Source organism: Bordetella petrii (genome assembly GCF_017356245.1).
GTDB lineage: Bacteria > Pseudomonadota > Gammaproteobacteria > Burkholderiales > Burkholderiaceae_B > Bordetella_A > Bordetella_A petrii_D.
The window spans coordinates 2,885,220-2,904,579 of the sequence record NZ_JAFMZZ010000001.1; the positions used below are offsets into that span (position 1 = coordinate 2,885,220).

Consider the following 19,360-nt stretch of genomic DNA (forward strand, 5'->3'; position numbering starts at 1 on the left):
GCAAGGCGGTCCCCCGGGGGCTGAACGGTTACAGGCGCGGATCGTAACGCCTGAAACGATTTTCTGCTTGCATCGCGAAAAAGCCGGGACTAAATTGGAATTGCCGGGCGTTCTGACACCCATGCGTGCGAGGCCAGGCAAGAGCGCCCCACACTCGTCCCGAGCTGGGGCGCTCTTCATTGTGCGCTCAGAATGCGATTTCGCCGATGCACGCCAGCAATTGCGCCGCAATGGCCTCGGCGTTCTGGTCGATGCGGTTCAACGGCCCGGCCACCGCCAGCCCCAGCGTCAGCGCGCCGCGCCGCAGCGGCGCGGCGATGGCCATGACATCTTCGACGTTTTCGCCGCGGGTAATGCTGTAGCCGCGCTGGCGCGCGGCCAGGATATCGTCTTTCAGGCGCGCCGCCGACGTAATGGTGCGCGGCGTGGCGCGCCCCAGTTCATGCGCCTGCAGCCAGGCCTGCAGCTCGGCGTCGGGCAGCGCGCCCAGCAGCGCCTTGCCGATGGAACTGGAATGCAGCGGCTTGAAAGCGCCCGCGCGCGATGAATAGCGGATGGTCTGCCCGCTTTCCACCACCAGCAGGTACAGCACCCGGTCGTCCTGGCGGGTGCCCAGGATCACGGTTTCGTGGGTGGCGTCGCGCAGCGCGGTCAGGAACGGCAGGCAGCGCGTGGCGATGGGATCGTGGGCGTTGATCTCGCGCGCCATGTCCCATAGCCGCCGGGTGGGATAGGCCTCGCGCGACGACAGGAAATACAGCAGCCCGAACTGCTCCATCGAATGCACGACGGTATGGCAGGTGGACACCGGCACCCCGGTCGACTGTGCGATCTCGGACAGCGACAGCGGCCGCCTGGCCTCGCAGAATGCTTCCAGGATGTTGAACGGGCGCAGCGCCGAGCGGCTGGGAGTAGAGGCCATGTATCAGTAGAGCCGGTTGAAAAAAGCAAACCCGCCAATCCAGCGCGCCGCGCATGGCCCTGCCGCCGCTCAGGTCCGGAACGAAGCGTCCCGGCGCTCGAGCATCCGCAGCATGGCCGGCCATTCCAGCACGCCATAGGGGCGGCGGGTCTCGGGCTTGTACAGGTGCGCTGTCTTGGCAATGACATCACGCGCCGGGTAGTGCAGGTCGGTATTGCAGGCCATGGCGTCGACCTGGGCCCGGCAGGCCATTTCCAGCCAATACATGGTGTTGAACGCCTGCGGGATGTCCGCGCCGGCCACCAGCAGGCCGTGATTGCGCAGGATCATCGCATCGCCGCCGCCCAGGTCTTGCGTCAGGCGATCGCGTTCGTCCGTGTCGACAGCAGGTCCCTCGTACTCGTGATACGCGATCGTACCAAACCGCATGGCCGTCTGCGTCAGGGGCAGCAGGCCGCATTCCAGGGCCGATACCGCCATGCCGGCGCGCGAATGCGTGTGGATCACGCACTCGACATCGTGGCGCGCGCCATGCACCGCGCTGTGGATCACATAGCCGGCGGGGTTCACGTCATAATCGCCGTGCGGATTGAGCAGCACGTCGCCGGCCAGGTTGATGGTGATCAGGCTGGACGCGTTGATCTCTTCATACAGATAGCCGTACGGGTTGATCAGCAGGCGGTCTTCGTCGCCCGGCACGCGCGCGGTGATGTGGTTGTAGATCAGGTCGCTCATGCCGAACAGCGGCATCAGCCGGTAGCAGGCCGCCAGGTTGACGCGGGTTTCCCATTCGGCCGCCGAGACGGCCGGCTTCACATTCATGGTCAGGGTATTCATGCTCTTCTCCGGTTCAGTTCAAGGGGCGGCTCATCGGACCAGGGCCAGCGAAAATGCCGGCACGTACGTCACCAGCATCAGCACCGCCAGCATCATCACGACCTGCGGCCAGATCGCGCGCGCCACGGCGGTCAGGCGCTGGCCGCTGATGGCCGTGCCGACGAACAGGCAATAGCCGATCGGCGGCGCGGCCATGCCGATCGCCACATTGGTGACGATCATCGCGCCGAAATGGATGGGATCGATGCCGAACTGGTGCCCGATGGCGATCAGCATGGGGCCGAAGATCAGCATCAGCGCGATCTCGTCCATCACCGCCGCCAGCAGGAAGAACCCCAGGTTCAGGATCAGCAGCATCACCCACTGCTGGTGTATCGACGCGCTGAGCAGCGCGGCCAGCCTGGTGGCGAACTGTTCCTGCGCCACCAGCACGCCCATGCCGCCCGACACCGCCACGATGCCCATGACAATGGCGCTGACCCTCATGGCGCGCAGGATCACCGCCGGCACCTGCGACAGGCGCAGCTCTTTTTCGATGAACACGCCGACAATGAAGCTGTAGAAGCACACCACCGCGGCCGCCTCGGTCGGCGTGAACACGCCGCCGTAAATACCGCCCAGCACGATCACCGGCGCCAGCAGCGCCCAGACGCCCTTGCGCAGCGCGGCGCCCAGTTCGGCCGCCGTGGCGCGCGGCAGCTGCGGCACCCGGTCGCGGTGGGCGCGCCATATCACGATGGCCGACAGGCCCACCGCCATGATCAGCCCCGGGATGACGCCGGCCAGGAACAGCTGGGCGATCGACTGCTCGGCAATCACGCCCCAGATGATGAACGCGATCGAAGGCGGGATCAGCGGGGCCAGCACTCCGGCGCTGACCGCCAGCGAGGTGGCGTAGGGTCTGGAATAGCCCCGCTCGGCCATGGCCGGAATCATGGCGCCGCCGATGGCCGCGGTGGTGGCGGGCGCCGAGCCGGAAATCGCCGCGAAGATGCACGCCGCCACGATGGTCACGTGCCCCAGCCCGCCCAGCAGATGGCGCACGAACACGTCGGCCACCGCGATCAGCCGCCTCGACAGCCCGCCCGCCGACATCAGTTCGCCCGCCAGCATGAAGAACGGGATGCCGAGCAGGCTGAATGACTGCGTGCCCGCCACCATGGTCTGCGGCAGCAGCATCGACGGGATATCCGCCACCACCATTACCGCCACCACCGCCAGCCCGATGGCGAACACAAACGGCACACCCAGCACCACCAGGGCGGCGAACCCGGCGGTCAGGATCCAGACGCTCATGCTCACGACGGTTCTCCGGTTGCATGGCGCGCCCACAGCAGTTCCAGGCCGTACAGGAACACCAGGGCGCCGCAGGTCGGCGCCGCGCTGTACAGCAGCACGATGGGATACCCGATGGCGGCCGAGGTGGCGCCGTACATTTCCAGCGCGTAGCCCAGCCCCGACACCACCAGGTAGGCCCCGAACGCCGCCGTGGCCAGGTCGATCAGCGCCTGCAGCAGCCTGCCGCCGCCCGCCGGCAGGCGCTCGATCAACAGGTCCATGCGCACATGGAACGATTCCCGCACCCCCACCGCCAGCATCAGCAGCATCGACCAGCTGAACAGCAGCAGCGCCAGCTCTTCCGTCCAGGATGGCGGGCGGTTGAAGATATAGCGCATGCACACCTGCCACAGGATGGCCGCCACCATCAGCGCGGCCATCACCACGATGACGCCCTTCACGGCGCGCGTGATGATGTCATTGCAGCGCGTCAGCGCTTTGAGCAGCGCGCCCACTTACTTCACCTGGGCCAGCGCGGCGTCCAGCAGGTCCGGGCCGATGCCGGGCCGGAAAGCGTCGTACACCGGCTTGACCTTCTCGCGGAACGCCGCCGGGTTGTCAATGGTGTTGACCTGCATGCCCTTCTCTTTCAGCGTCGCCACCAGTTTCCGGGCGTTCTCGTCGTTGATCCTGCGCTCTTCCTGTGCGGCCTTGCGCGCGGCGTCCAGGATGGCCTGGCGCTGCGGCGGCGCCATCTTGTCGAGCAGGCGCTTGTTGAACACGAACTCGATCACCGAGAAAGTATGGTTGGTCAGGGAAAGGAACTTGGTGATCTCGTACGACTTGGTCGAGTCGATCACCGACAGCGGGATCTCCAGCCCGTCCAGCGCGCCCTGCTGCACGGCGGTGTAGGTCTCGCCCCAGGCCATCGGCACCGGGCTGCCGCCCAGCGCTTCGTACATGCCGATGTAAATGGGGCTCTGCATCACGCGGTACTTCACGCCGGCCACGTCCTGCGGCGCCTTCACCGGCCGCACGTTGTTGATCATGTTGCGAAAGCCGCCGCCCATGTAGCCCAGCACGGCGATGCCCTTGGCCTCGAGCTTCTTGGCCAGCTGCCGGCCGATGGGGCCGTCCATCAGCTGGTAGGCCTGCTCGGACGACGCATACAGGAACGGCAGGTCATTCAGCTGGAAGGCCGGCTCCATCTGCGCTACCACGGCATTGGTGATCAGGCCGGCCTGCGCCAGGCCCATGCGCACGCCTTCCAGCAGCGCCTTCTCGTCGCCCAATTGCCGGTTCGGGTACAGCTGCACTTCGAACGACTTGCCGTTCGGATCGGCCTCCAGCGCGGCCTTGAAGGCGCGCGCGCCGATGGCATAGGGATCCTGCTCGCCGTCCGTGGTGGTCCAGCCCAGCTTGATGACCTGCTTGTCCTGCGCCTGCGCCGCCGCAATGGCCAGGCATCCCGCCGCCGCCACGCACAGTCTCTTGAACCAGATGTTCATGTCTGCCCCTTGTAGATGTTGTCTTCGAGTAATAGGTGCGCGCGCACGGCTGCCCTGCGCGCGCCAAGGCCGGCGAGCGGATCAGTCCCGCCAGTAAAGCCGCGCCGGGTTGTCGACCAGCACCGCCTGCCGGATGGAGGCATCGGGCAGCCAGTCGTACACCAGGTCCACCAGGTCGCCGTCGTTGGGCATGGGCCCCGGAATGTGCGGATGCGGCCAGTCGGTGCCCCACACCGCCTGCGCCGGGTTGGCGTCCAGGATGGCATCGACCAGGGGGCGCACTTCCGGGTAGGCCGGCGCATCCGCCGACGAACGGTATGGCGCCGACAGCTTCACCCACGCCCTGCCCTCGCGCAGCAAGGCCAGCAGGTTGGCGAAACCGGCGCTGCCGATCAGTTGCCCCGGCTGACCGTGGCCGATGTGGTCCACCACCACCGGCACGCGCCCGGCGATGCGCGGCGCCAGGTCGGGCACCCGCGACAGGTCGCCGAACAATTGCACGTGCCAGCCGTGCGGGCTGATCTTGTCGATGATGCTGTCTATGTCGGCCTGCGTGGGGCCGCCCTGGAACAGCACGTTCACGCGCGTGCCGCGCGTGCCCAGCCGATGCCAGCGCGCAATGTCCTCGTCGGGCGTGTGCGCATAGGCCACGGCCACGCCGCGCAGCCAGGCGGCATGCTCGGCCAGCAGCGCCTCATAGCTGGCGTGGTCGGCCCCATACACACTGGGATGCACCAGCACCGCGCGGTCGATGCCATATGCGGCGCGCAGCGCCTGATAGCTGGCCCGCGGGGCGGGCGTGGGCGTATAGGCGCGGCCGGCCGCCAGCGGATACTGGCCGGGGCTCTCGAAAATATGGAAATGGCAGTCGCAGGCTCCCGCGGGAAGCCGCTGGCGGGCCGGCTTGAGCGCGGCATCAAACGGCAGGTAGGTCATGGACGCACGCCCCCCGTGCAGGGCATGGGCGGCGCGCGCCGGGTGCGGCGCCGCGGCGCGCGGCGGGAAAAGCTTTGGTCCAACCCCATCTGACGACCTCCCTTGGTGGTCCTGCATCAGTCCGGACAGCTTTATTTTTCGGTATTATGAATTTTTTATAGCTTATGTCTTGTATTTGGAATTTATTCTACGGACTGGTGGGGTCGATGGCAATACTGGACGCCGGCTGACGCCCGTCCAGGAATACGATGCGGCGCCGCGGGTCAGTTGCCGTACAGCGGTTCGCCGCACGCGCCCACGCGCTTGATGCTCTTCAACAGGCGCCCCGCCCGCCGCTGCGCCTCGGCCAGCTGGCTGCAAGGTTCCCAGTCGGGCACCTGCCAGGCGCGCTCGGTGTCCGGGCGGCCTTCCTGGTGAGATGCGACCACCAGCCGGTATTGGCCGCCGGGCAGTTCAACCACGTCGCAATGAATGCGGTAGCCCTCGATACGCACGCCTTTTGCGATATTCATGAATATCCGCCGGAAAGAAAAATCTGGTGACGCGTCCAGCGTATGACGCGCGTGCGACAGATTCATGTCAGGCGCCCGGCCCCGGCGCGCGCCTACAATCGGCAGGCGCGCGCATCCGCGCCGGGCGCCCGCCCGGCCCGCATGGCACGCCCGCATCGCACTGAGGACACCGCATGATCGACCACCTGGACCACCTGGTCCTGACCTGCACCGACCCGGCCGCCACCGTCGACTTCTATACCCGCATCCTGGGCATGCGCCTGGAAACCTTCGGCCAGGGCCGCCAGGCCCTGCGCTTCGGCAACCAGAAGATCAACCTGCATGTGCGCGGCAGCGAGTTCGAGCCCAAGGCGCACCTGCCGGTGCCCGGCGCGCTCGACCTCTGCTTCATCGCCGACCGCCCGCTGGACCAGGTCATCGAACACCTGGCCGCGGCCGGCGCGCGCATCATCGAAGGCCCGGTGGCGCGCACCGGCGCCACCGGCAAGATCCGCTCGGTGTACCTGCGCGATCCCGACCTGAACCTGATCGAGATCTCCGAGCTGCAGGCCGGGTCGTGAAGCGGGCCGCGCGGCGGAATCTTGATAACATCGCGGGCATGAACCGCCACTTCCATCACCGCAACCTGCCCCATCTGTTGCTGTATGCGCGCGAGGCGCTGATGGCGCATTTCCGGCCCATCCTGAACCAGGCCGGCGTCACCGAACAGCAATGGCGCGTGCTGCGCACGCTCAGCGACCTGGAACCCATGGAGCCCAACCAGATCGCCGCCAGCTGCCAGATCCTGCGGCCCAGCCTGACGCGCATGCTGCTGGGCATGGAACAGGCCGGCCTGATCGAACGGGCGCGCTCCAGCGCCGACCAGCGGCGCCAGGACATCTCGCTTACGCCCAAGGGGCGCAAACTGATCGAGCGCATGCGTCCGCTGGTGGACAAGCGCTACGAAAACCTGGAAAAAACCGTGGGCAAAGACCGCCTCGAGCGCCTGTATCGCGATATCGACGCGGCCATCGAACTGGTCAAGCGCGAACCGCCGGCGGTCTGACGGCCGCGCCGGCGCCGGCCAGCGGCCGGCGGCGCGGCTATCCCTGGGGGCGCGGCGGCACGGGCCCGCCCTGGTGGGCGAAGCAGCCCACATCAAGCACCGTGCCCGAAATCGCGGCGGCCTGGTCCGACAGCAGGAATGCCGCCGCCGCGGCCATGTCCTCCGGCACCACCGGCCGGCCCGCCGCCGAGCCGGCCGCGTTGCGGCCGAACTTCGACGCGTCGCCCCCCACGCGGCCCAGGCTCATGCCCGACACGATGCCGCCGCCGCCGGGAATCAGCGTATTGACGCGGATGTGCTGATGGAAGTGGTCGTAGGCCATGGCGGCGCCCAGCGCCACCAGGCCGCCTTTGCTGGCGCTGTAGGCTGCCATGTTGGGCTTGCCCCAGCCGGCCCCCGACCCCACGTTGACGATGGCGCCGCCGCCCTGCCGCGCCATGTGCGGTATCACCTGGCGCGCGCACAGGTACACGCCCTTGAGGTTCACCGCCATGATCTGGTCCCACAGGGCTTCGTCGGTATCCAGCACCGTGCCCAGCGGCCCGATGGCGGCATTGTTCACCAGGCCGTCGATGCGGCCATGGCGCTCCAGCGTATGGCGCACCACGCGCGCCACGTCGTCGGCCCGCGACACATCGGCTTCGAGCAGATCGGCCTCCAGCCCGGCCTGCTCGAGCTCGGCCTGCACCTGCCGGATGCCGTTGTGCGCGGTGCTGGACACCTGGGCCGACTCCAGCCCGAACGCCACCACCCGCCAGCCGGCCCGGGCCAGCCCCACCGTGATGCCGGCCCCGATGCCGAAGGTCCCGCCGGTTACGATCACGGTTTTCATGCTGCGCGCTCCTGCGGCAGCGGCAGGATCGCGTTGATCTGCCCGGTGCCGGAACTGGCGAAGTATTCGGTAATGATCTCGGCCGGCCGGTCGTAGGCATCCCAGCCCAGCAGGCCCAGCAGCATGGCCGTGTCGTGCATGCCGCCCTCGCCTTCGCACAGCTCGGCGTACTCGGGCAGCATGGCGCAGAAGGTCTTCCAGTCGCCCTGGCGCCACAGCTCCACCACCCGCAGATCCACCTGGCGGAAGAATTCGCGGCTGATGCTGTGGATGGATTCTTCGGGGCTGCCGTTGTCATTGAAGCGGTGCGACAGCGATCCGCTGGCCAGCACCGCCACATTGCTGTCGCTGCGCTCGATGGCTTCGAGCACCGCCTCGCCCATGCGGCGGCTGTCGTCCAGCTTGTGCCAGGCGCACCAGCCCGCCATCGACACCACCTTGAAATGGCCGTCCTGGTTCATGTAGCGCATGGGCACCAGCGTGCCGTATTCCAGTTCCAGGCTGTCGATCTCGTGGGCCCGCGTGGCCACGCCGCGCGCGTTGGCGGCCTCGGCGATCAGGTGGCCCAGCGCCGGATTGCCCGGATAGGCGTAGCGCATGTCCTTGATGAAATGCGGCAGCTCGTTGCTGGTGTACACCCCCGAGAATTGCCCGTTGCAATTCACGTGATAGCCGGCGTTGACCAGCCAGTGCACGTCGAACACCAGCAGGGTGTCCACGCCCAGCTCGCGGCAGCGCCGGCCGATGACGCGATGGCCCTCGATGGCCGCCTCGCGGCAGCCCTGGTGCCTGCCGGGCAGTTCCGACAGGTACATGGACGGCACATGCGTGATCTTGGCCGCCAACGATAGTTTCCCCATATGTCTCTCCTGGCCCCTGGCGGGCGCTATACGCCCCACTTCGGGATGTGATGGCCGCCCATCGACACGCAGACGTTCTTGACCTCGGCAAACACCTCGTAGCTGTATTCTCCGCCTTCGCGGCCGGTGCCGGATTCTTTCATGCCGCCGAACGGCTGGCGCAGGTCGCGCACGTTCTGGCTGTTGACGAACACCATGCCGGCCTCGATGCCGCGGGCCAGCCGGTGGGCGCGGCCCAGGTCGTTGGTCCAGATATACGACGCCAGGCCGTATTTGACGTCGTTGGCCAGCGCCAGCCCGTCGGCCTCGCCCTTGAACGGCAGCAGGCAGGCCACCGGGCCGAAGATTTCTTCCTGGGCGCAGCGCATGCGGTTGTCCACGTCGGCCAGCACCGTGGGCCGCACGAAATTGCCCTGGCTCAGGTGCGCCGGCAGGCCCTGCGGCTTGTCTGCGCCGCCGGCCACGATGCGCGCGCCCTCTTGCTCGGCCAGGCGGATATAGCCGGTGACCTTTTCCCAGTGCTGGCGCGTGATCATCGAGCCGACATTGGTCTTTTCGTCGGTCGGGTCGCCCACCACCAGGCGCTGCGCGCGCTCGGCGAACTTGCGCACGAAATCGTCATACACGCTTTCCTGCACGAAAATGCGCGAACCGGCGGTGCAGCGCTCGCCGTTGAGCGAAAAAATGGTGAACAGCGCCGCGTCCAGCGCGCGGTCGAGGTCGGCATCGTCGAACACCAGCACGGGCGACTTGCCGCCCAGCTCCATCGAGAATTTCTTGATGCCGTCGGCCCCGGCGATGATCTTCTTGCCCGTGACCGTGCCGCCGGTGAACGAGATGGCGCGCACGTCCGGGTGCCGCACCAGCGCGTCGCCCGCCGTGGCGCCATAGCCCTGCACCACATTCAGCACGCCGGGCGGAATGCCGGCTTCCAGTGCCAGCCGGCCCAGCTGGTCGGCGGTCAGGGGCGACAGCTCCGACATCTTCAGCACCGCCGTGTTGCCCAGCGCCAGGCACGGCGCAGTTTTCCAGGTGGCGGTCATGAACGGCACGTTCCAGGGCGACACCAGGGCGCACACGCCCACCGGCTGGTACAGCGTGTAGTTCAGCATCTGGTCGTCCACCGGGTAGGTATGCCCGTTCATGCGCACGCAGACTTCGGCGAAGAAATTGAAGTTCTCCGACGCGCGCGGAATCAGCTGCTTGCGGGTCTGCGAAATGGGCAGGCCGGTGTCGGCGGTTTCCAGCTCGGCCAGCTGCGGGACGTTCTGGTCGATGAGTTCACCCAGGCGGCGCATCAGGCGCGCGCGCTCGCGCGCCGGCGTATTGGCCCAGCCGGGAAAGGCCCGCTTGGCGGCGGCCACCGCGGCATCGATCTCGCGTGCGCCGCCCGCCGCGACTTCGTCGATGGCCTGACCCGTGGCCGGGTTGAAGGTGGTGAAGCGGTCGTCGCTGTCGACCTGCTTGCCGTCGATCCAGTGTTTGATGGTCACAGATGTTCTCCTTGCGCGTCTGGGCCTGCCGGCCGGGTTGGGTCGGCCGCAGAAATAATTAACTCGTTAATGATCTCCGGTTTGCCCCAGGCTGTCAATGCGCCGCGGCCCGCCGGGGCGGCGCGCCACATTCATGAACAAATACGATGGATGAATAAAAAACTTTCGATTCATTTATGAATAAGGCCGTGCTGCAATCTGCCTGTCCGCGCCCGTTCCGGCGCGCCCCCAAGGAGACCTTCCCGCATGACTACGCAGCCCGCCCACACCGGTGTACTGATTGCCGGCGCCGGCCCGGTAGGCCTGGTGCTGGCCATGGAACTGGCCGCCCGCGGCATCGACGTCACGGTGCTGGAACCGCGCCAGCGGCTCGAACCGCCCAACGTCAAGTGCAACCACGTGTCGGCGCGCTCGATGGAGATCCTGCGCCGCCTGGGCGTGGCCGGCGCGGTGCGCCAGGCCGGGCTGCCGGAAGACTATCCGCACGACATCGCCTACCGTACCACCGCCACCGGCCAGGAACTGACCCGCATCCCCATCCCGTGCCGGCGCGACCGCTACACGGCCGCCGCAGGCCCCGACACCGGCTGGCCCACCGCCGAGCCGCCGCACCGCATCAACCAGATCTACCTGGAACCCATCCTGTTCCTGCACGCCGAGGCGCAGGCCCGCATCCGCATCCTGAACCGCGCGGCGCTGCGCGATTTCGAACAGGACGCGCAAGGCGTGCGGGCCGTGGCCGAGCACGTCGACACTGGCGAGCAGTTGGCATTCAGCTGCGACTACCTGGTCGGCTGCGATGGCGGCCGCTCGATGGTGCGCAAGCGCATCGGCGCGCAGCTGCGCGGCGATGCGGTGGTGCAGCGGGTGCAGTCCACCTATATCCACGCGCCCGGCCTGCTGGCGCGCTTCCGGCATGCGCCGGCCTGGGCCACGTTTTCGCTCAATCCGCGCCGCAGCGGCAACATGTACGCCATCGATGGCCGCGAACGCTGGCTGATCCACAATTATCTGCGCGACGACGAGCCCGACTTCGAATCGGTGGACCGCGACGCCTCCATCCGGGCCATCCTGGGCGTGGACGCCGGCTTCCGCTACGACATCATCAGCAAGGAAGACTGGTACGGCCGGCGCCTGGTGGCCGACCGCTTCCGCGACCGGCGCGTGTTCCTGTGCGGCGATTCCGCCCACCTGTGGGTGCCCTATGCCGGCTACGGCATGAACGCCGGCATCGCCGACGCCGCCAATCTGGCCTGGCTGCTGGCCGCGCGCCTGCAGGGCTGGGGCGCGCCGGGCATCCTGGATGCCTACGAGGCCGAGCGCCTGCCCATCACCGAGCAAGTGTCGCACTTCGCCATGAATCATGCGCACGCCATGGCCAGCCAGCGCAAGAGCGTGCCCGACGGCATCGAGCAGCCCGGCCCGCAGGGCGACGCGCTGCGGGCGGCGCTGGGCCGCGCGGCCTACGAGCTGAACGTGCAGCAGTACTGCTGCGCCGGGCTGAACTTCGGCTACTTCTATGACCGCTCGCCGCTGGTGGCCTACGACGGCGAAGCGGCGCCCGGCTATTCCATGGGTGCGTTCACCGCGTCCACCGTGCCCGGCTGCCGCACGCCCTATTTCGAGCTGGAAGACGGCACGCCGCTGTACGACGTGCTGGGCCCGGGTTATACGCTGCTGCGCTTCGACCCCGCCATCGACATCGCGCCGCTGCTGCGCGCCGCACGGGCCGGCGGCATGCCGCTGGCCGTGCTGGACGTGGGCCGCCACGACCCGCGCGCCGCGGCGTACCGGCACGCGCTGCTACTGTCGCGGCCCGACCAGCACGTGGCCTGGCGCGGCGACGCCCTGCCCGCCGACCCGGAATCGCTGGTGGCCCGCCTGTGCGGCGCCGCGCACTGAGGCGCGCGACTCAGCGCGGCTGCGCCAGGATCTCGGTAAATACGCCGATCAGCGCCGCCGCCGCGGGCGACAGGGTATGGCCCTTGCGCGTCACCACGTACAGGCTGCGCTCCACCGCGGGGTCGTGCAGAGGCCGGGTCAACAGGTTGGGATACTGGAAGCCGCTGACCAGGTAGCCGGGCAGCACCGACACGCCCAGGCCGCGCGAGGTCAGGGCCAGCGCGGTCGACAGGAACGAGACTTCCCAGGCGGGATGGAAATCAATGCCCGCCTGCGACAGCGCGCCGTCGATCAGCGTGCGGATGCCGTTGCCATGCCGCACGGTAATCAGCGGGAACGGCGCCAGGTCGCGCCAGCGCAGGCGCTTGCGGGCGGCCAGCGGCGAGTCGTCGCGGCACACCACCCCCAGTTGGTCGCGCAGCAGCGGCGTCAGGGCGATGCCCGCGGCGCGCGCGTCCGGCGTGCCGATGCTGAACTCCACCTCTTGCTCCAGAACCGGCGCAATCAGCCGGTCGGGCCCCAGGTCGTGCATCACCAGGCGGATGTCGGGGTAACGCTGCTGGAACTGCTCGATCGCCAGCGGCATCAGCGTGGCCGCCACGGAAGTGGTCACCGCGAAATGCAGCAGCCCGCGCCGCCGGTCGGCCAGCCCGCGGGCATTGCTGACCAGCAGGTCGACATCCTGCAGCACGCGCTGCGCCATCTCGTAGGCCTCGCGGCCGGCGTCGGTGGGACGCAGCGTGCGCGAAGTGCGGTCGAACAGCAGCACGCCCAGCGCTTCTTCAAGCTGCTGCAGCAGCACGCTGGCGGCCGACTGCGTCACGTGCATGGCCTGCGCGGCCTGGGTCAGGCTGCCCAGCCGGTACACGTGCACGAAGGCCTGCAGCTGGCGCAGGGTCGGCGTCATGGCCTGCCCTGTTGCGCGGGCTCAGTCATTGTCCGGCCCTCCGGTTTTGATTATCATTAACATGGCAATTAAATCGCGCGGAGACCGTCATGCCCCACATCTGGATAGAGTATTCCAACAACCTGCGCCCGCGCCTGGATGTGCCGGCCCTGATGCGCACCATACAGGACAGCGCCGTCGATGACGGCAGCGTATTCCCCCTGGCCGGCGCGCGCACGCGCGCCATCGCCGTCGAAGACTACCTGATCGTCGACGGCCACCCCGACAATACCTTCATCCATGTCACCATCAGGGTCGGACATGGCCGCGATGCCGCTGAAAAACAGCGCGCGGCCGAACGGGTGTTCGCCGCGCTGCGCGCTTTCACCGAGCCCCTGATGGCGCAACTGCCGCTGGGCCTGAGCCTGCAGCTGGAAGAAGCCGACCCGGTGCTGAACCTGAAGCACAACAATTACCGGCAATACCTGCAGGCGCGCCAGGCCTGAAGCGGCAGCCCCGGGGCTGCCGCCCCGCCTGGTTATTCGAGCTGGATGCCGGCGTCGTGCGCCACCTTGGTCCAGCGCGCGATATCGGTCGAGATCGCCTGGCGCAGCACCTCGCCGTCGGCCGTGCCGGTGTCCATGCCTAGCTGGTGATAGCGCTTCTGGATCTCGGGCTCTTTCAGGATCTCGGCCAGCGCGGCGTTCAGCGTGCGCACCACCTCGGGCGGCGTGCCCGCCGGAGCCACCAGCGCGCTCCAGATCGGCACGTCATAGCCGGCCAGGCCCGATTCGGCCACGGTCGGCACGTCGGGCAGCACCGGCGAACGCTCTTTGGTGGTCACCGCCAGCGCGTGCAGGCGGCCGGCCTGCACCGACGGGATCACGGCCGCGCTGTCCAGGAAGGCCAGGTCGATCTGGCCGCCGGTCAGGTCCACCACCACCGGCCCCGAGCCCCGGTACGGCACGTGCGTGAACTGCACGCCCGCCATGCTGGCCATCAGCTCCGCCGCCAGCTGGAAGGTCGAAGTCGCCACGCCATGCGTCAACGGCGCTTTCTGCGACTTCTGCAGCTTGATCAGTTCCGACACCGACTTGATGTCTTTCAGTTTGGGGCCGGTGGTGATCACCAGCGGAAACTTCGCCAGCAGCGCCACGGGCGTGAAGTCTTTCACGGGGTCGTACGTCAGGCGGCCGGGCTTGTACACCGCGGGGTTCACCGTCAGGCCGCCGCTCGATATCACCAGCAGCGTGTAGCCGTCGTTGGGCGCGGCTTTCACGTAGTTGGCCGAGATCATGGAATTGGCGCCGGGCTTGTTCTCGACGATGAAGGTCTGCCCCAGGCGCTTTTCCAGTTCCGAAGACACCAGGCGCGCCAGGATGTCGTTGGTGCCGCCCGGCGCGAAGCCGACGATGACGTTGACCGGCTTTTCCGGATAGGCCGCCGAAGCCGGCAGCGCGTACGCCGCGGCGGCCATGCAGCCGGCGGCAAGCAAGGTGGATATTTTCATGATGTCTCCTGGAATGCTCTGTGATTAACCTGTTAACTTATTTATGAAATTTAAGTCCATACAATGGACTATGATCAATCTATCGAAAACCCTTACTCCCCATCAGCCTCCCCATCCATGGAAAAAACCTCCGAAGGCGTGCGCGCCGTCGAGCGCGCCCTGGCCATCCTGCAGGCCTTCACGCTCGAAGACTCCCAGCTCTCGGCCATCGAGCTGGCCAGGCGGGTCGGCCTGAGCCGCCCCACGCTGTACCGGCTGCTGTACACCCTGGAAAACCAGGGCTATATCGTGTCCGAGGGCGACCCCCAGCGCTTCAGCCTGGGCCCCGCCGTGGCCCGCCTGGCGCACATCTGGGCCGCCGGCCTGGATCTGCCGCGCCTGGCGCGCCCGGTGCTGCAGCAAGTCTGGGAACAGACCCGCGAAACCGTGGCCCTGTTCGTGCCGCGCGGCGACTTGCGGCTGTGCGTCGCCGAACTGCCCTGCCCGCAGCCCCTGAGCTTCAAGCGCGGCGTGGGCTACAGCGAAAAAATCGAACGCGGCGCCAGCGGCCGCGCCATCCTGGCCTATGCGGCGCCCACCGCCGCCCAGCTGGCGCGCTACAGCCAGGCCCTGGACATCGAGCCGGCCCGCCTGCAACGCGACCTGGCGCAGGTGAAGAAAAAGGGCTACGCCGAGAGCCACGACGAACTGATGCGGGGCGCCACCGCCGTGGCCGCGCCGTTCTTCGACCGCGCCGGCGCGGTGGCCGGGTCGATCGGCGTGTTCGGCCCGGCCGTGCGGCTGGACAAGGACCGCGTGGCGTCGCTGGCCGCCCTGGTCACCCGGGCCGCGGCCGAGCTGTCGGCCATGCTGGGCCATGCCGAACGGGCGCCGGGCGCGGCCTGACGCGCGGCGGCGCCGGCTTCAGAAGAACACGGTCAGGTTCTTCGCCAGCAGCACGTTCTGGTCCAGAATGATCTCGCGGCGGGCCAGTTGCCAGGGCCCGCCCGCCTGGCGGCGCAGCGTGTCGTTGCGCTTGCCCACGAAAAAATAGGTCTCGTATTCGACGCGGTTCTGGTACACCAGGAAGCGCGAACCCACATCGACCTCGCAGCCGCCATCGGGCAGTTCGCGCACCGCCAGCACGCGCACATTGCTGACCTGGTGGCACACGCGCGACAGCGGCTCTTCGGCCCAGTGCACGCCGGTCTGGATCTGCTCGACGCGCTTGCGCAGGGTCCACTTGTCTTCGTCGAACCAGCTGATGTCGCGGCCCTGGCGCGTGTTCTCGCGTTCTTCATGGGTGCCGTACTTGACGTTGCGGCGGATCGGCATGAAATAGCTCAGATCGTCGGCCAGCGTGTCGAGCCAGTCGTCGAACCGCCGCGAGTCGATCAGGTCGGCCTCGCGGTACAGGAATTCTTCGACTTCCAGCCGCAGCAGCAGGTGCTGCAGGCCGGCCGCATCGCCGCCGACGGTATTGCCGTGCGCCGGCGCCGCCGGCTGGGGGGAAACCTGGGTATTCATCATTGCTCCTGGAATGGCGGTCGGCGGCTCAGCTTTGCGCGGGCCGGTACATGGGATCGTTCTTGCCCAGCAGGTCGTCCCAGCCCTTGCCTTCCATGTAGTCGCGCCAGCGGTTGTACAGCGCGCGCGGGTTTTCTTCGCCGACCTGCAGCGACACGTTGCCCGGCACCGGGTCGTTGATGGCCGACTTGCCCAGCGACTGCTGGTAGTTGTACGGGTAGCGCCGCGCAATCGTGCCGCGGCTGGCCGCCGTGGCGTAGTTCCAGTTCTCCATATCGTCCTGCTCGGTCATGCCGGCCGGGCCCGAATAGCGCATGTAGTAATGGCGCAGGAAGTCCTTGACCGCCGGCGGCGCGTCCTTGTCCACCAGGAAGAAGCGCCAGACCTCGACAGTGTCGGGCCCATGCGGGTGCCACACGAAAATCGAGCGCGGCTGGTTGCCGTGGAACGACGTGTTGGGAAAAATCGTGCCCACGAACGGCCGCAGGCGCGACTTGTCGCCCAGGCGCCGGCGCCGTTCTTCGAAGCAGTGGCGGAAATACGCCTCGACCTCGGGGTTGTCCTTGAACGACTCCACGTATTCCTGGCCTTCGGGCATGATGGCGCTGTGCACGCCATGGCCTTGCGGAAAGTTGATCCACAAGTGCTTGGCGTGTTCCAGCTCGTTGTCGCGGCGGCCCTTCACGTCGGCCTTGGCGCTGGGCCCGATGCCGATCAGGTCCACCGATTTGTGGCTGACGTTGTGATACGTGTCGCCCATGAAATTCTCGGCCGGGAATTTCCAGTTGCACGGAATGATCCACTTGGTAATGCCGCCGAAGACTTCCGAGCCGCCCTCGCGGCCGTCGCGGCAGTCCAGCGCCAGGTCCAGGTGCTCTTTGGCGTCGCCCAGGTAGGTCAGGAAATCCGGCGCTTCGGGGTCCCAGTTGGCCCAGATGGTGCCTTTGTAGTTGCAGATGTTGGGCGGCTCGATCAGGCCCCAGTCGGCCTTTTCCATGCAGCCTTCGTAGATGGTCTTGTACATGGGCACGCCCTGCAGCTTGCCGTCCAGCGTATAGCTCCAGGCGTGGTACGGGCAGGTGAACAGCGACGTATTGCCTTCGTCGTACAGACAGACCTTCATGCCCCGGTGGCGGCACGAGTTCAGGAACACATGGATCTGCTGCTTCTTGTCGCGGCACAGAATCACCGACTCTTCGCCCATGCGCGACACGAAATAATCGCCGGCATTGGGAATCTGGCTTTCATGGCCGACAAACTGCCATACCCGCGGAAACAGCTTTTCCAGTTCGTCGCGGTACACGCTTTCCTGGAAGAACATTTCCCGGCTCACCAGGCCTTTCTTCAGGTCCACATAATGCTCGTAGGTCTTGCCGCTCATTCAGGCCTCCATTGGAATCAACAGGCAGCGCGCGCCCGGCGGCGCGCGCCGTATTCGGTTCAACTGAATCGTTCGCACAGCACATCGCCGCCCGCGGCGCCGGCCTTGACCACCGACTGCCGCACCGCCTCTACCATGGCGGGCGGGCCGCACACGTATGCACGCGTGTCGGCGGGCAGGCGCATGGCCTCGATCAGCTCGGTGACGCGCCCCGCATGGCAGCCGGCCGGCGCATCCTGCTCGGCGGCCCACTGCACCACGGCGCCGGGTATGCGCGCCGCCAGTCCGGCCAGCTCTTCGTGCGCGAACAGGTGCGCGCCGCTGCGCCCTCCCACCAGAATGTGCATGGGCTCGCCGCACGCCGGCGCGGGCGCATCCGCCAGCGCGCGCAGCATCGACAAAATGGGAGCCAGGCCCGTGCCGCCGGCCACGAACAGGCGCGGCCGCGCCTCGTCGCGCAGGAAGAAGGCGCCGCGCGGCGCTCCCACGCTGATGGCCTGCCCCGCCGCGGCCTGCGCCAGCCAGCCGGAAAAGCGTCCGTTGTCCAGCTCGCGCACATAAAAGCTCAGGCAGTCGGCGCCGGGCGCGTTGGCCATGGAATAGGCGCGCGCCCAATCGGCCTGCGGCGGCCCCAAGTGCACGTACTGGCCCGGCAGGAAATCGGGCGCCTGCTCCAGCGCCACGTCCAGGCGCAGCGTCTGCGCCGCCACCCGCTGCACGGCCGCAATGCGGCCCTGCCGGGGCTCGGCCTGCGCCGCCATGCATTCCGAAAACTCGTACGGAAACTCGATCACACAGGGCCCGTCCAGCGCCGCCACGCACGGCAAGATCGCGCCGCCGGCCCGGTCTTCATCCACCAGCGTGTACCGGTCGTACTCGCCCAGCGTCACCTCGCCGGACAGCAGCGACGCCATGCAGGTGCCGCAGTTGCCTTCGCCGCAGCCGGCCAGTAGCTGGTAGCCGGCCTGGCCGGCCGCCTGCACCAGCCGCGCGCCCGCCTCGGCATCGAAGCGGCGCGACTCGCCGTCGGAAAAAATCAGGGTGATCGCATGGCGGCTCATGGGGAAATCCTCGCTCAATGGCATATGTCCGTCTGATGGACATCATTCTCATTTTTTATTCTTCGCCTTTTGCCGGGCCCTTGTCAAGCCCGCGCCGCGACTTGCCAGCGCGGGAGGCTTTCTGGATAATAGATAACATGTTAATAATTTGAAGCTATCGCGGCCGCCATGGCGCGACGCCTCGAAGGAGACCCCATGCCATCCTCGTTTTCTTACGCGGCGCTGTGCCAATCCCCCACGGGCGACCTGCCGCGCACCGTGGCCGGCGTGCTGCTCAATGACGCGGCCGCGCTGGCCGCGCTGGGCGACGCGGTCAACCAGCCCCCGTACAAGGCGCCGCCGCGGGCGCCCGTGCTGTACATCAAGCCGGCCAACACCTATGCCGCCGACGGCGACGCCATCGCCCTGCCCGCCGATGCCGACACCGTCGTGGTCGGCGCCTGCCTGGGCATCGTGTTCGGCCGCCAGGCCCGCCGCGTCGACGCCGGCCGCGCGCTCGAATACGTGGCCGGCTACCGCATCGTCGCCGACCTGTACGTGCCGCACGCCAGCTATTACCGGCCCGCCATCAAGCAGAAGTGCCGCGACGGCTTCTGCCCCATGGGTCCGGTAGTGCCGCGCGGCCAGGTGGCCGACCCCGATGACCTGGACATCCAGGTCAGTGTCGACGGCCAGGTCGTGCAGCAGGCCTCCACCCGCAACTGGGTGCGCCCCGCGGCCCGGCTCATCGCCGACGTTACCCGCTTCATGACGCTGGAAGCCGGCGACGTGCTGCTGGCCGGCATCCCGGCTGGCGAGCCGCAGGCCCGCGCCGGCCAGCAATACGAAATCAGCATCGGCGCGCTGGGCCGCCTGGCCAACCGCCTGGTCGCAGCGCGCTGAAGGAGCCCC

At 67.7% G+C, this 19,360-nt stretch carries 21 protein-coding genes; 6 read left to right on the forward strand and 15 right to left on the reverse strand.

The features are described from left to right. Window positions 1–187: 187 nt before the first annotated feature. The 7 genes from J2P76_RS13905 to J2P76_RS13935 form a co-directional block, all read right to left on the reverse strand. Window positions 188–922 (reverse strand): IclR family transcriptional regulator, encoded by a 735-nt coding sequence (locus tag J2P76_RS13905; protein WP_207408291.1) that lies wholly within the window; start codon window positions 920–922, stop codon window positions 188–190. Window positions 923–991: 69 nt separating this feature from the next. Further along, entirely contained in the window at window positions 992–1,759 is a 768-nt protein-coding gene (locus J2P76_RS13910) for a class II aldolase/adducin family protein (protein WP_207408292.1), read from the reverse strand. A 30-nt stretch (window positions 1,760–1,789) separates the two neighbouring features. Next, window positions 1,790–3,055, reverse strand: coding sequence for a TRAP transporter large permease (locus tag J2P76_RS13915; protein WP_242697564.1), 1,266 nt, complete (start codon window positions 3,053–3,055; stop codon window positions 1,790–1,792). 2 nt (window positions 3,056–3,057) lie between these two features. Next, window positions 3,058–3,552 (reverse strand): TRAP transporter small permease subunit, encoded by a 495-nt coding sequence (locus tag J2P76_RS13920; RefSeq protein ID WP_207408294.1) that lies wholly within the window; start codon window positions 3,550–3,552, stop codon window positions 3,058–3,060. Further along, entirely contained in the window at window positions 3,553–4,545 is a 993-nt protein-coding gene (locus tag J2P76_RS13925) for a TRAP transporter substrate-binding protein (protein ID WP_207408295.1), read from the reverse strand. Window positions 4,546–4,626: 81 nt separating this feature from the next. Further along, window positions 4,627–5,481, reverse strand: a complete 855-nt coding sequence (locus J2P76_RS13930) for an amidohydrolase family protein (protein ID WP_207408296.1) — start codon at window positions 5,479–5,481, stop codon at window positions 4,627–4,629. 263 nt (window positions 5,482–5,744) lie between these two features. After that, window positions 5,745–5,993, reverse strand: a complete 249-nt coding sequence (locus J2P76_RS13935; protein ID WP_207408297.1) for a hypothetical protein — start codon at window positions 5,991–5,993, stop codon at window positions 5,745–5,747. A 173-nt stretch (window positions 5,994–6,166) separates the two neighbouring features. Here J2P76_RS13935 and J2P76_RS13940 point away from each other — a divergent pair, with 173 nt between their 5' ends. Both J2P76_RS13940 and hpaR read left to right on the forward strand, forming a co-directional pair. After that, window positions 6,167–6,553, forward strand: coding sequence for a VOC family protein (locus J2P76_RS13940; RefSeq protein WP_207408298.1), 387 nt, complete (start codon window positions 6,167–6,169; stop codon window positions 6,551–6,553). A gap of 38 nt (window positions 6,554–6,591) precedes the next feature. Continuing rightward, window positions 6,592–7,038 carry a homoprotocatechuate degradation operon regulator HpaR gene (gene hpaR / locus J2P76_RS13945; protein WP_207408299.1) on the forward strand — a complete coding sequence of 149 codons (447 nt, stop codon included), beginning with the start codon at window positions 6,592–6,594 and terminating at the stop codon, window positions 7,036–7,038. 37 nt (window positions 7,039–7,075) lie between these two features. On the opposite strand, the gene J2P76_RS13950 is transcribed toward hpaR, so the two are convergent. Genes J2P76_RS13950 through hpaE form a run of 3 tightly spaced genes read right to left on the reverse strand, consistent with a single transcriptional unit; the run spans window position 7,076 to window position 10,223 of the window. Next, window positions 7,076–7,870, reverse strand: coding sequence for an SDR family NAD(P)-dependent oxidoreductase (locus tag J2P76_RS13950; RefSeq protein WP_207408300.1), 795 nt, complete (start codon window positions 7,868–7,870; stop codon window positions 7,076–7,078). Further along, on the reverse strand, window positions 7,867–8,730 hold the full coding sequence (gene hpaD, locus J2P76_RS13955; RefSeq protein ID WP_207408301.1) for a 3,4-dihydroxyphenylacetate 2,3-dioxygenase: 864 nt from the start codon (window positions 8,728–8,730) through the stop codon (window positions 7,867–7,869). The genes J2P76_RS13950 and hpaD overlap by 4 nt, the downstream gene beginning before the upstream one ends. A 26-nt stretch (window positions 8,731–8,756) precedes the next feature. Then, window positions 8,757–10,223, reverse strand: a complete 1,467-nt coding sequence (hpaE, locus tag J2P76_RS13960) for a 5-carboxymethyl-2-hydroxymuconate semialdehyde dehydrogenase (RefSeq protein ID WP_207408302.1) — start codon at window positions 10,221–10,223, stop codon at window positions 8,757–8,759. Between the two features lie 246 nt (window positions 10,224–10,469). Between hpaE and J2P76_RS13965 the strand changes: the two genes are divergently transcribed. Further along, window positions 10,470–12,125, forward strand: coding sequence for an FAD-dependent oxidoreductase (locus J2P76_RS13965; RefSeq protein WP_207408303.1), 1,656 nt, complete (start codon window positions 10,470–10,472; stop codon window positions 12,123–12,125). Window positions 12,126–12,135: 10 nt separating this feature from the next. Here the strand turns inward: J2P76_RS13965 and J2P76_RS13970 are convergent, their stop codons facing one another. Then, on the reverse strand, window positions 12,136–13,032 hold the full coding sequence (locus tag J2P76_RS13970) for a LysR family transcriptional regulator (protein WP_207408304.1): 897 nt from the start codon (window positions 13,030–13,032) through the stop codon (window positions 12,136–12,138). A gap of 89 nt (window positions 13,033–13,121) precedes the next feature. On the opposite strand from J2P76_RS13970, the gene J2P76_RS13975 reads away from it, so the two are divergent. Beyond that, window positions 13,122–13,517: a 5-carboxymethyl-2-hydroxymuconate Delta-isomerase gene (locus J2P76_RS13975; protein WP_207408305.1), complete on the forward strand. Its 396-nt coding sequence runs from the start codon at window positions 13,122–13,124 to the stop codon at window positions 13,515–13,517. A gap of 32 nt (window positions 13,518–13,549) precedes the next feature. Here J2P76_RS13975 and J2P76_RS13980 read toward each other — a convergent pair whose 3' ends face one another. After that, the gene (locus J2P76_RS13980) at window positions 13,550–14,521 is read right to left on the reverse strand and encodes a Bug family tripartite tricarboxylate transporter substrate binding protein (RefSeq protein WP_207408306.1); all 972 of its coding nucleotides are present in this window, start codon (window positions 14,519–14,521) and stop codon (window positions 13,550–13,552) included. Between the two features lie 117 nt (window positions 14,522–14,638). On the opposite strand from J2P76_RS13980, the gene J2P76_RS13985 reads away from it, so the two are divergent. Beyond that, a complete protein-coding gene (locus J2P76_RS13985; RefSeq protein ID WP_207408307.1) occupies window positions 14,639–15,406 on the forward strand; it encodes an IclR family transcriptional regulator in 768 nt (255 codons plus the stop codon). An 18-nt stretch (window positions 15,407–15,424) separates the two neighbouring features. Here J2P76_RS13985 and J2P76_RS13990 read toward each other — a convergent pair whose 3' ends face one another. From J2P76_RS13990 to J2P76_RS14000, 3 genes are read right to left on the reverse strand one after another with little or no spacing between them, the layout of a single operon-like run. Further along, window positions 15,425–16,030: a 3-phenylpropionate/cinnamic acid dioxygenase subunit beta gene (locus J2P76_RS13990; RefSeq protein ID WP_242697369.1), complete on the reverse strand. Its 606-nt coding sequence runs from the start codon at window positions 16,028–16,030 to the stop codon at window positions 15,425–15,427. A gap of 25 nt (window positions 16,031–16,055) precedes the next feature. After that, complete coding sequence (locus J2P76_RS13995; protein ID WP_207408308.1) at window positions 16,056–17,408, reverse strand: aromatic ring-hydroxylating oxygenase subunit alpha; 1,353 nt, start codon at window positions 17,406–17,408, stop codon at window positions 16,056–16,058. 59 nt (window positions 17,409–17,467) lie between these two features. Then, window positions 17,468–18,469, reverse strand: a complete 1,002-nt coding sequence (locus J2P76_RS14000) for a 2Fe-2S iron-sulfur cluster-binding protein (RefSeq protein ID WP_207408309.1) — start codon at window positions 18,467–18,469, stop codon at window positions 17,468–17,470. 195 nt (window positions 18,470–18,664) lie between these two features. On the opposite strand from J2P76_RS14000, the gene J2P76_RS14005 reads away from it, so the two are divergent. Next, on the forward strand, window positions 18,665–19,351 hold the full coding sequence (locus J2P76_RS14005) for a fumarylacetoacetate hydrolase family protein (RefSeq protein ID WP_242697370.1): 687 nt from the start codon (window positions 18,665–18,667) through the stop codon (window positions 19,349–19,351). Window positions 19,352–19,360 lie beyond the last annotated feature (9 nt).

Bases quoted from the DNA above. Each gene is read 5' to 3' on its own strand.
- J2P76_RS13905 (WP_207408291.1), bottom strand. From the start codon at position 922: ATGGCCTCTACTCCCAGCCGCTCGGCGCTGCGCCCGTTCAACATCCTG.
- J2P76_RS13910 (WP_207408292.1), bottom strand. From the start codon at position 1,759: ATGAATACCCTGACCATGAATGTGAAGCCGGCCGTCTCGGCGGCCGAA.
- J2P76_RS13915 (WP_242697564.1), bottom strand. From the start codon at position 3,055: ATGAGCGTCTGGATCCTGACCGCCGGGTTCGCCGCCCTGGTGGTGCTG.
- J2P76_RS13925 (WP_207408295.1), bottom strand. From the start codon at position 4,545: ATGAACATCTGGTTCAAGAGACTGTGCGTGGCGGCGGCGGGATGCCTG.
- J2P76_RS13930 (WP_207408296.1), bottom strand. From the start codon at position 5,481: ATGACCTACCTGCCGTTTGATGCCGCGCTCAAGCCGGCCCGCCAGCGG.
- J2P76_RS13935 (WP_207408297.1), bottom strand. From the start codon at position 5,993: ATGAATATCGCAAAAGGCGTGCGTATCGAGGGCTACCGCATTCATTGC.
- J2P76_RS13940 (WP_207408298.1), top strand. From the start codon at position 6,167: ATGATCGACCACCTGGACCACCTGGTCCTGACCTGCACCGACCCGGCC.
- hpaR (WP_207408299.1), top strand. From the start codon at position 6,592: ATGAACCGCCACTTCCATCACCGCAACCTGCCCCATCTGTTGCTGTAT.
- J2P76_RS13950 (WP_207408300.1), bottom strand. From the start codon at position 7,870: ATGAAAACCGTGATCGTAACCGGCGGGACCTTCGGCATCGGGGCCGGC.
- hpaD (WP_207408301.1), bottom strand. From the start codon at position 8,730: ATGGGGAAACTATCGTTGGCGGCCAAGATCACGCATGTGCCGTCCATG.
- J2P76_RS13965 (WP_207408303.1), top strand. From the start codon at position 10,470: ATGACTACGCAGCCCGCCCACACCGGTGTACTGATTGCCGGCGCCGGC.
- J2P76_RS13970 (WP_207408304.1), bottom strand. From the start codon at position 13,032: ATGACGCCGACCCTGCGCCAGCTGCAGGCCTTCGTGCACGTGTACCGG.
- J2P76_RS13975 (WP_207408305.1), top strand. From the start codon at position 13,122: ATGCCCCACATCTGGATAGAGTATTCCAACAACCTGCGCCCGCGCCTG.
- J2P76_RS13980 (WP_207408306.1), bottom strand. From the start codon at position 14,521: ATGAAAATATCCACCTTGCTTGCCGCCGGCTGCATGGCCGCCGCGGCG.
- J2P76_RS13985 (WP_207408307.1), top strand. From the start codon at position 14,639: ATGGAAAAAACCTCCGAAGGCGTGCGCGCCGTCGAGCGCGCCCTGGCC.
- J2P76_RS13990 (WP_242697369.1), bottom strand. From the start codon at position 16,030: ATGATGAATACCCAGGTTTCCCCCCAGCCGGCGGCGCCGGCGCACGGC.
- J2P76_RS13995 (WP_207408308.1), bottom strand. From the start codon at position 17,408: ATGAGCGGCAAGACCTACGAGCATTATGTGGACCTGAAGAAAGGCCTG.
- J2P76_RS14000 (WP_207408309.1), bottom strand. From the start codon at position 18,469: ATGAGCCGCCATGCGATCACCCTGATTTTTTCCGACGGCGAGTCGCGC.
- J2P76_RS14005 (WP_242697370.1), top strand. From the start codon at position 18,665: ATGCCATCCTCGTTTTCTTACGCGGCGCTGTGCCAATCCCCCACGGGC.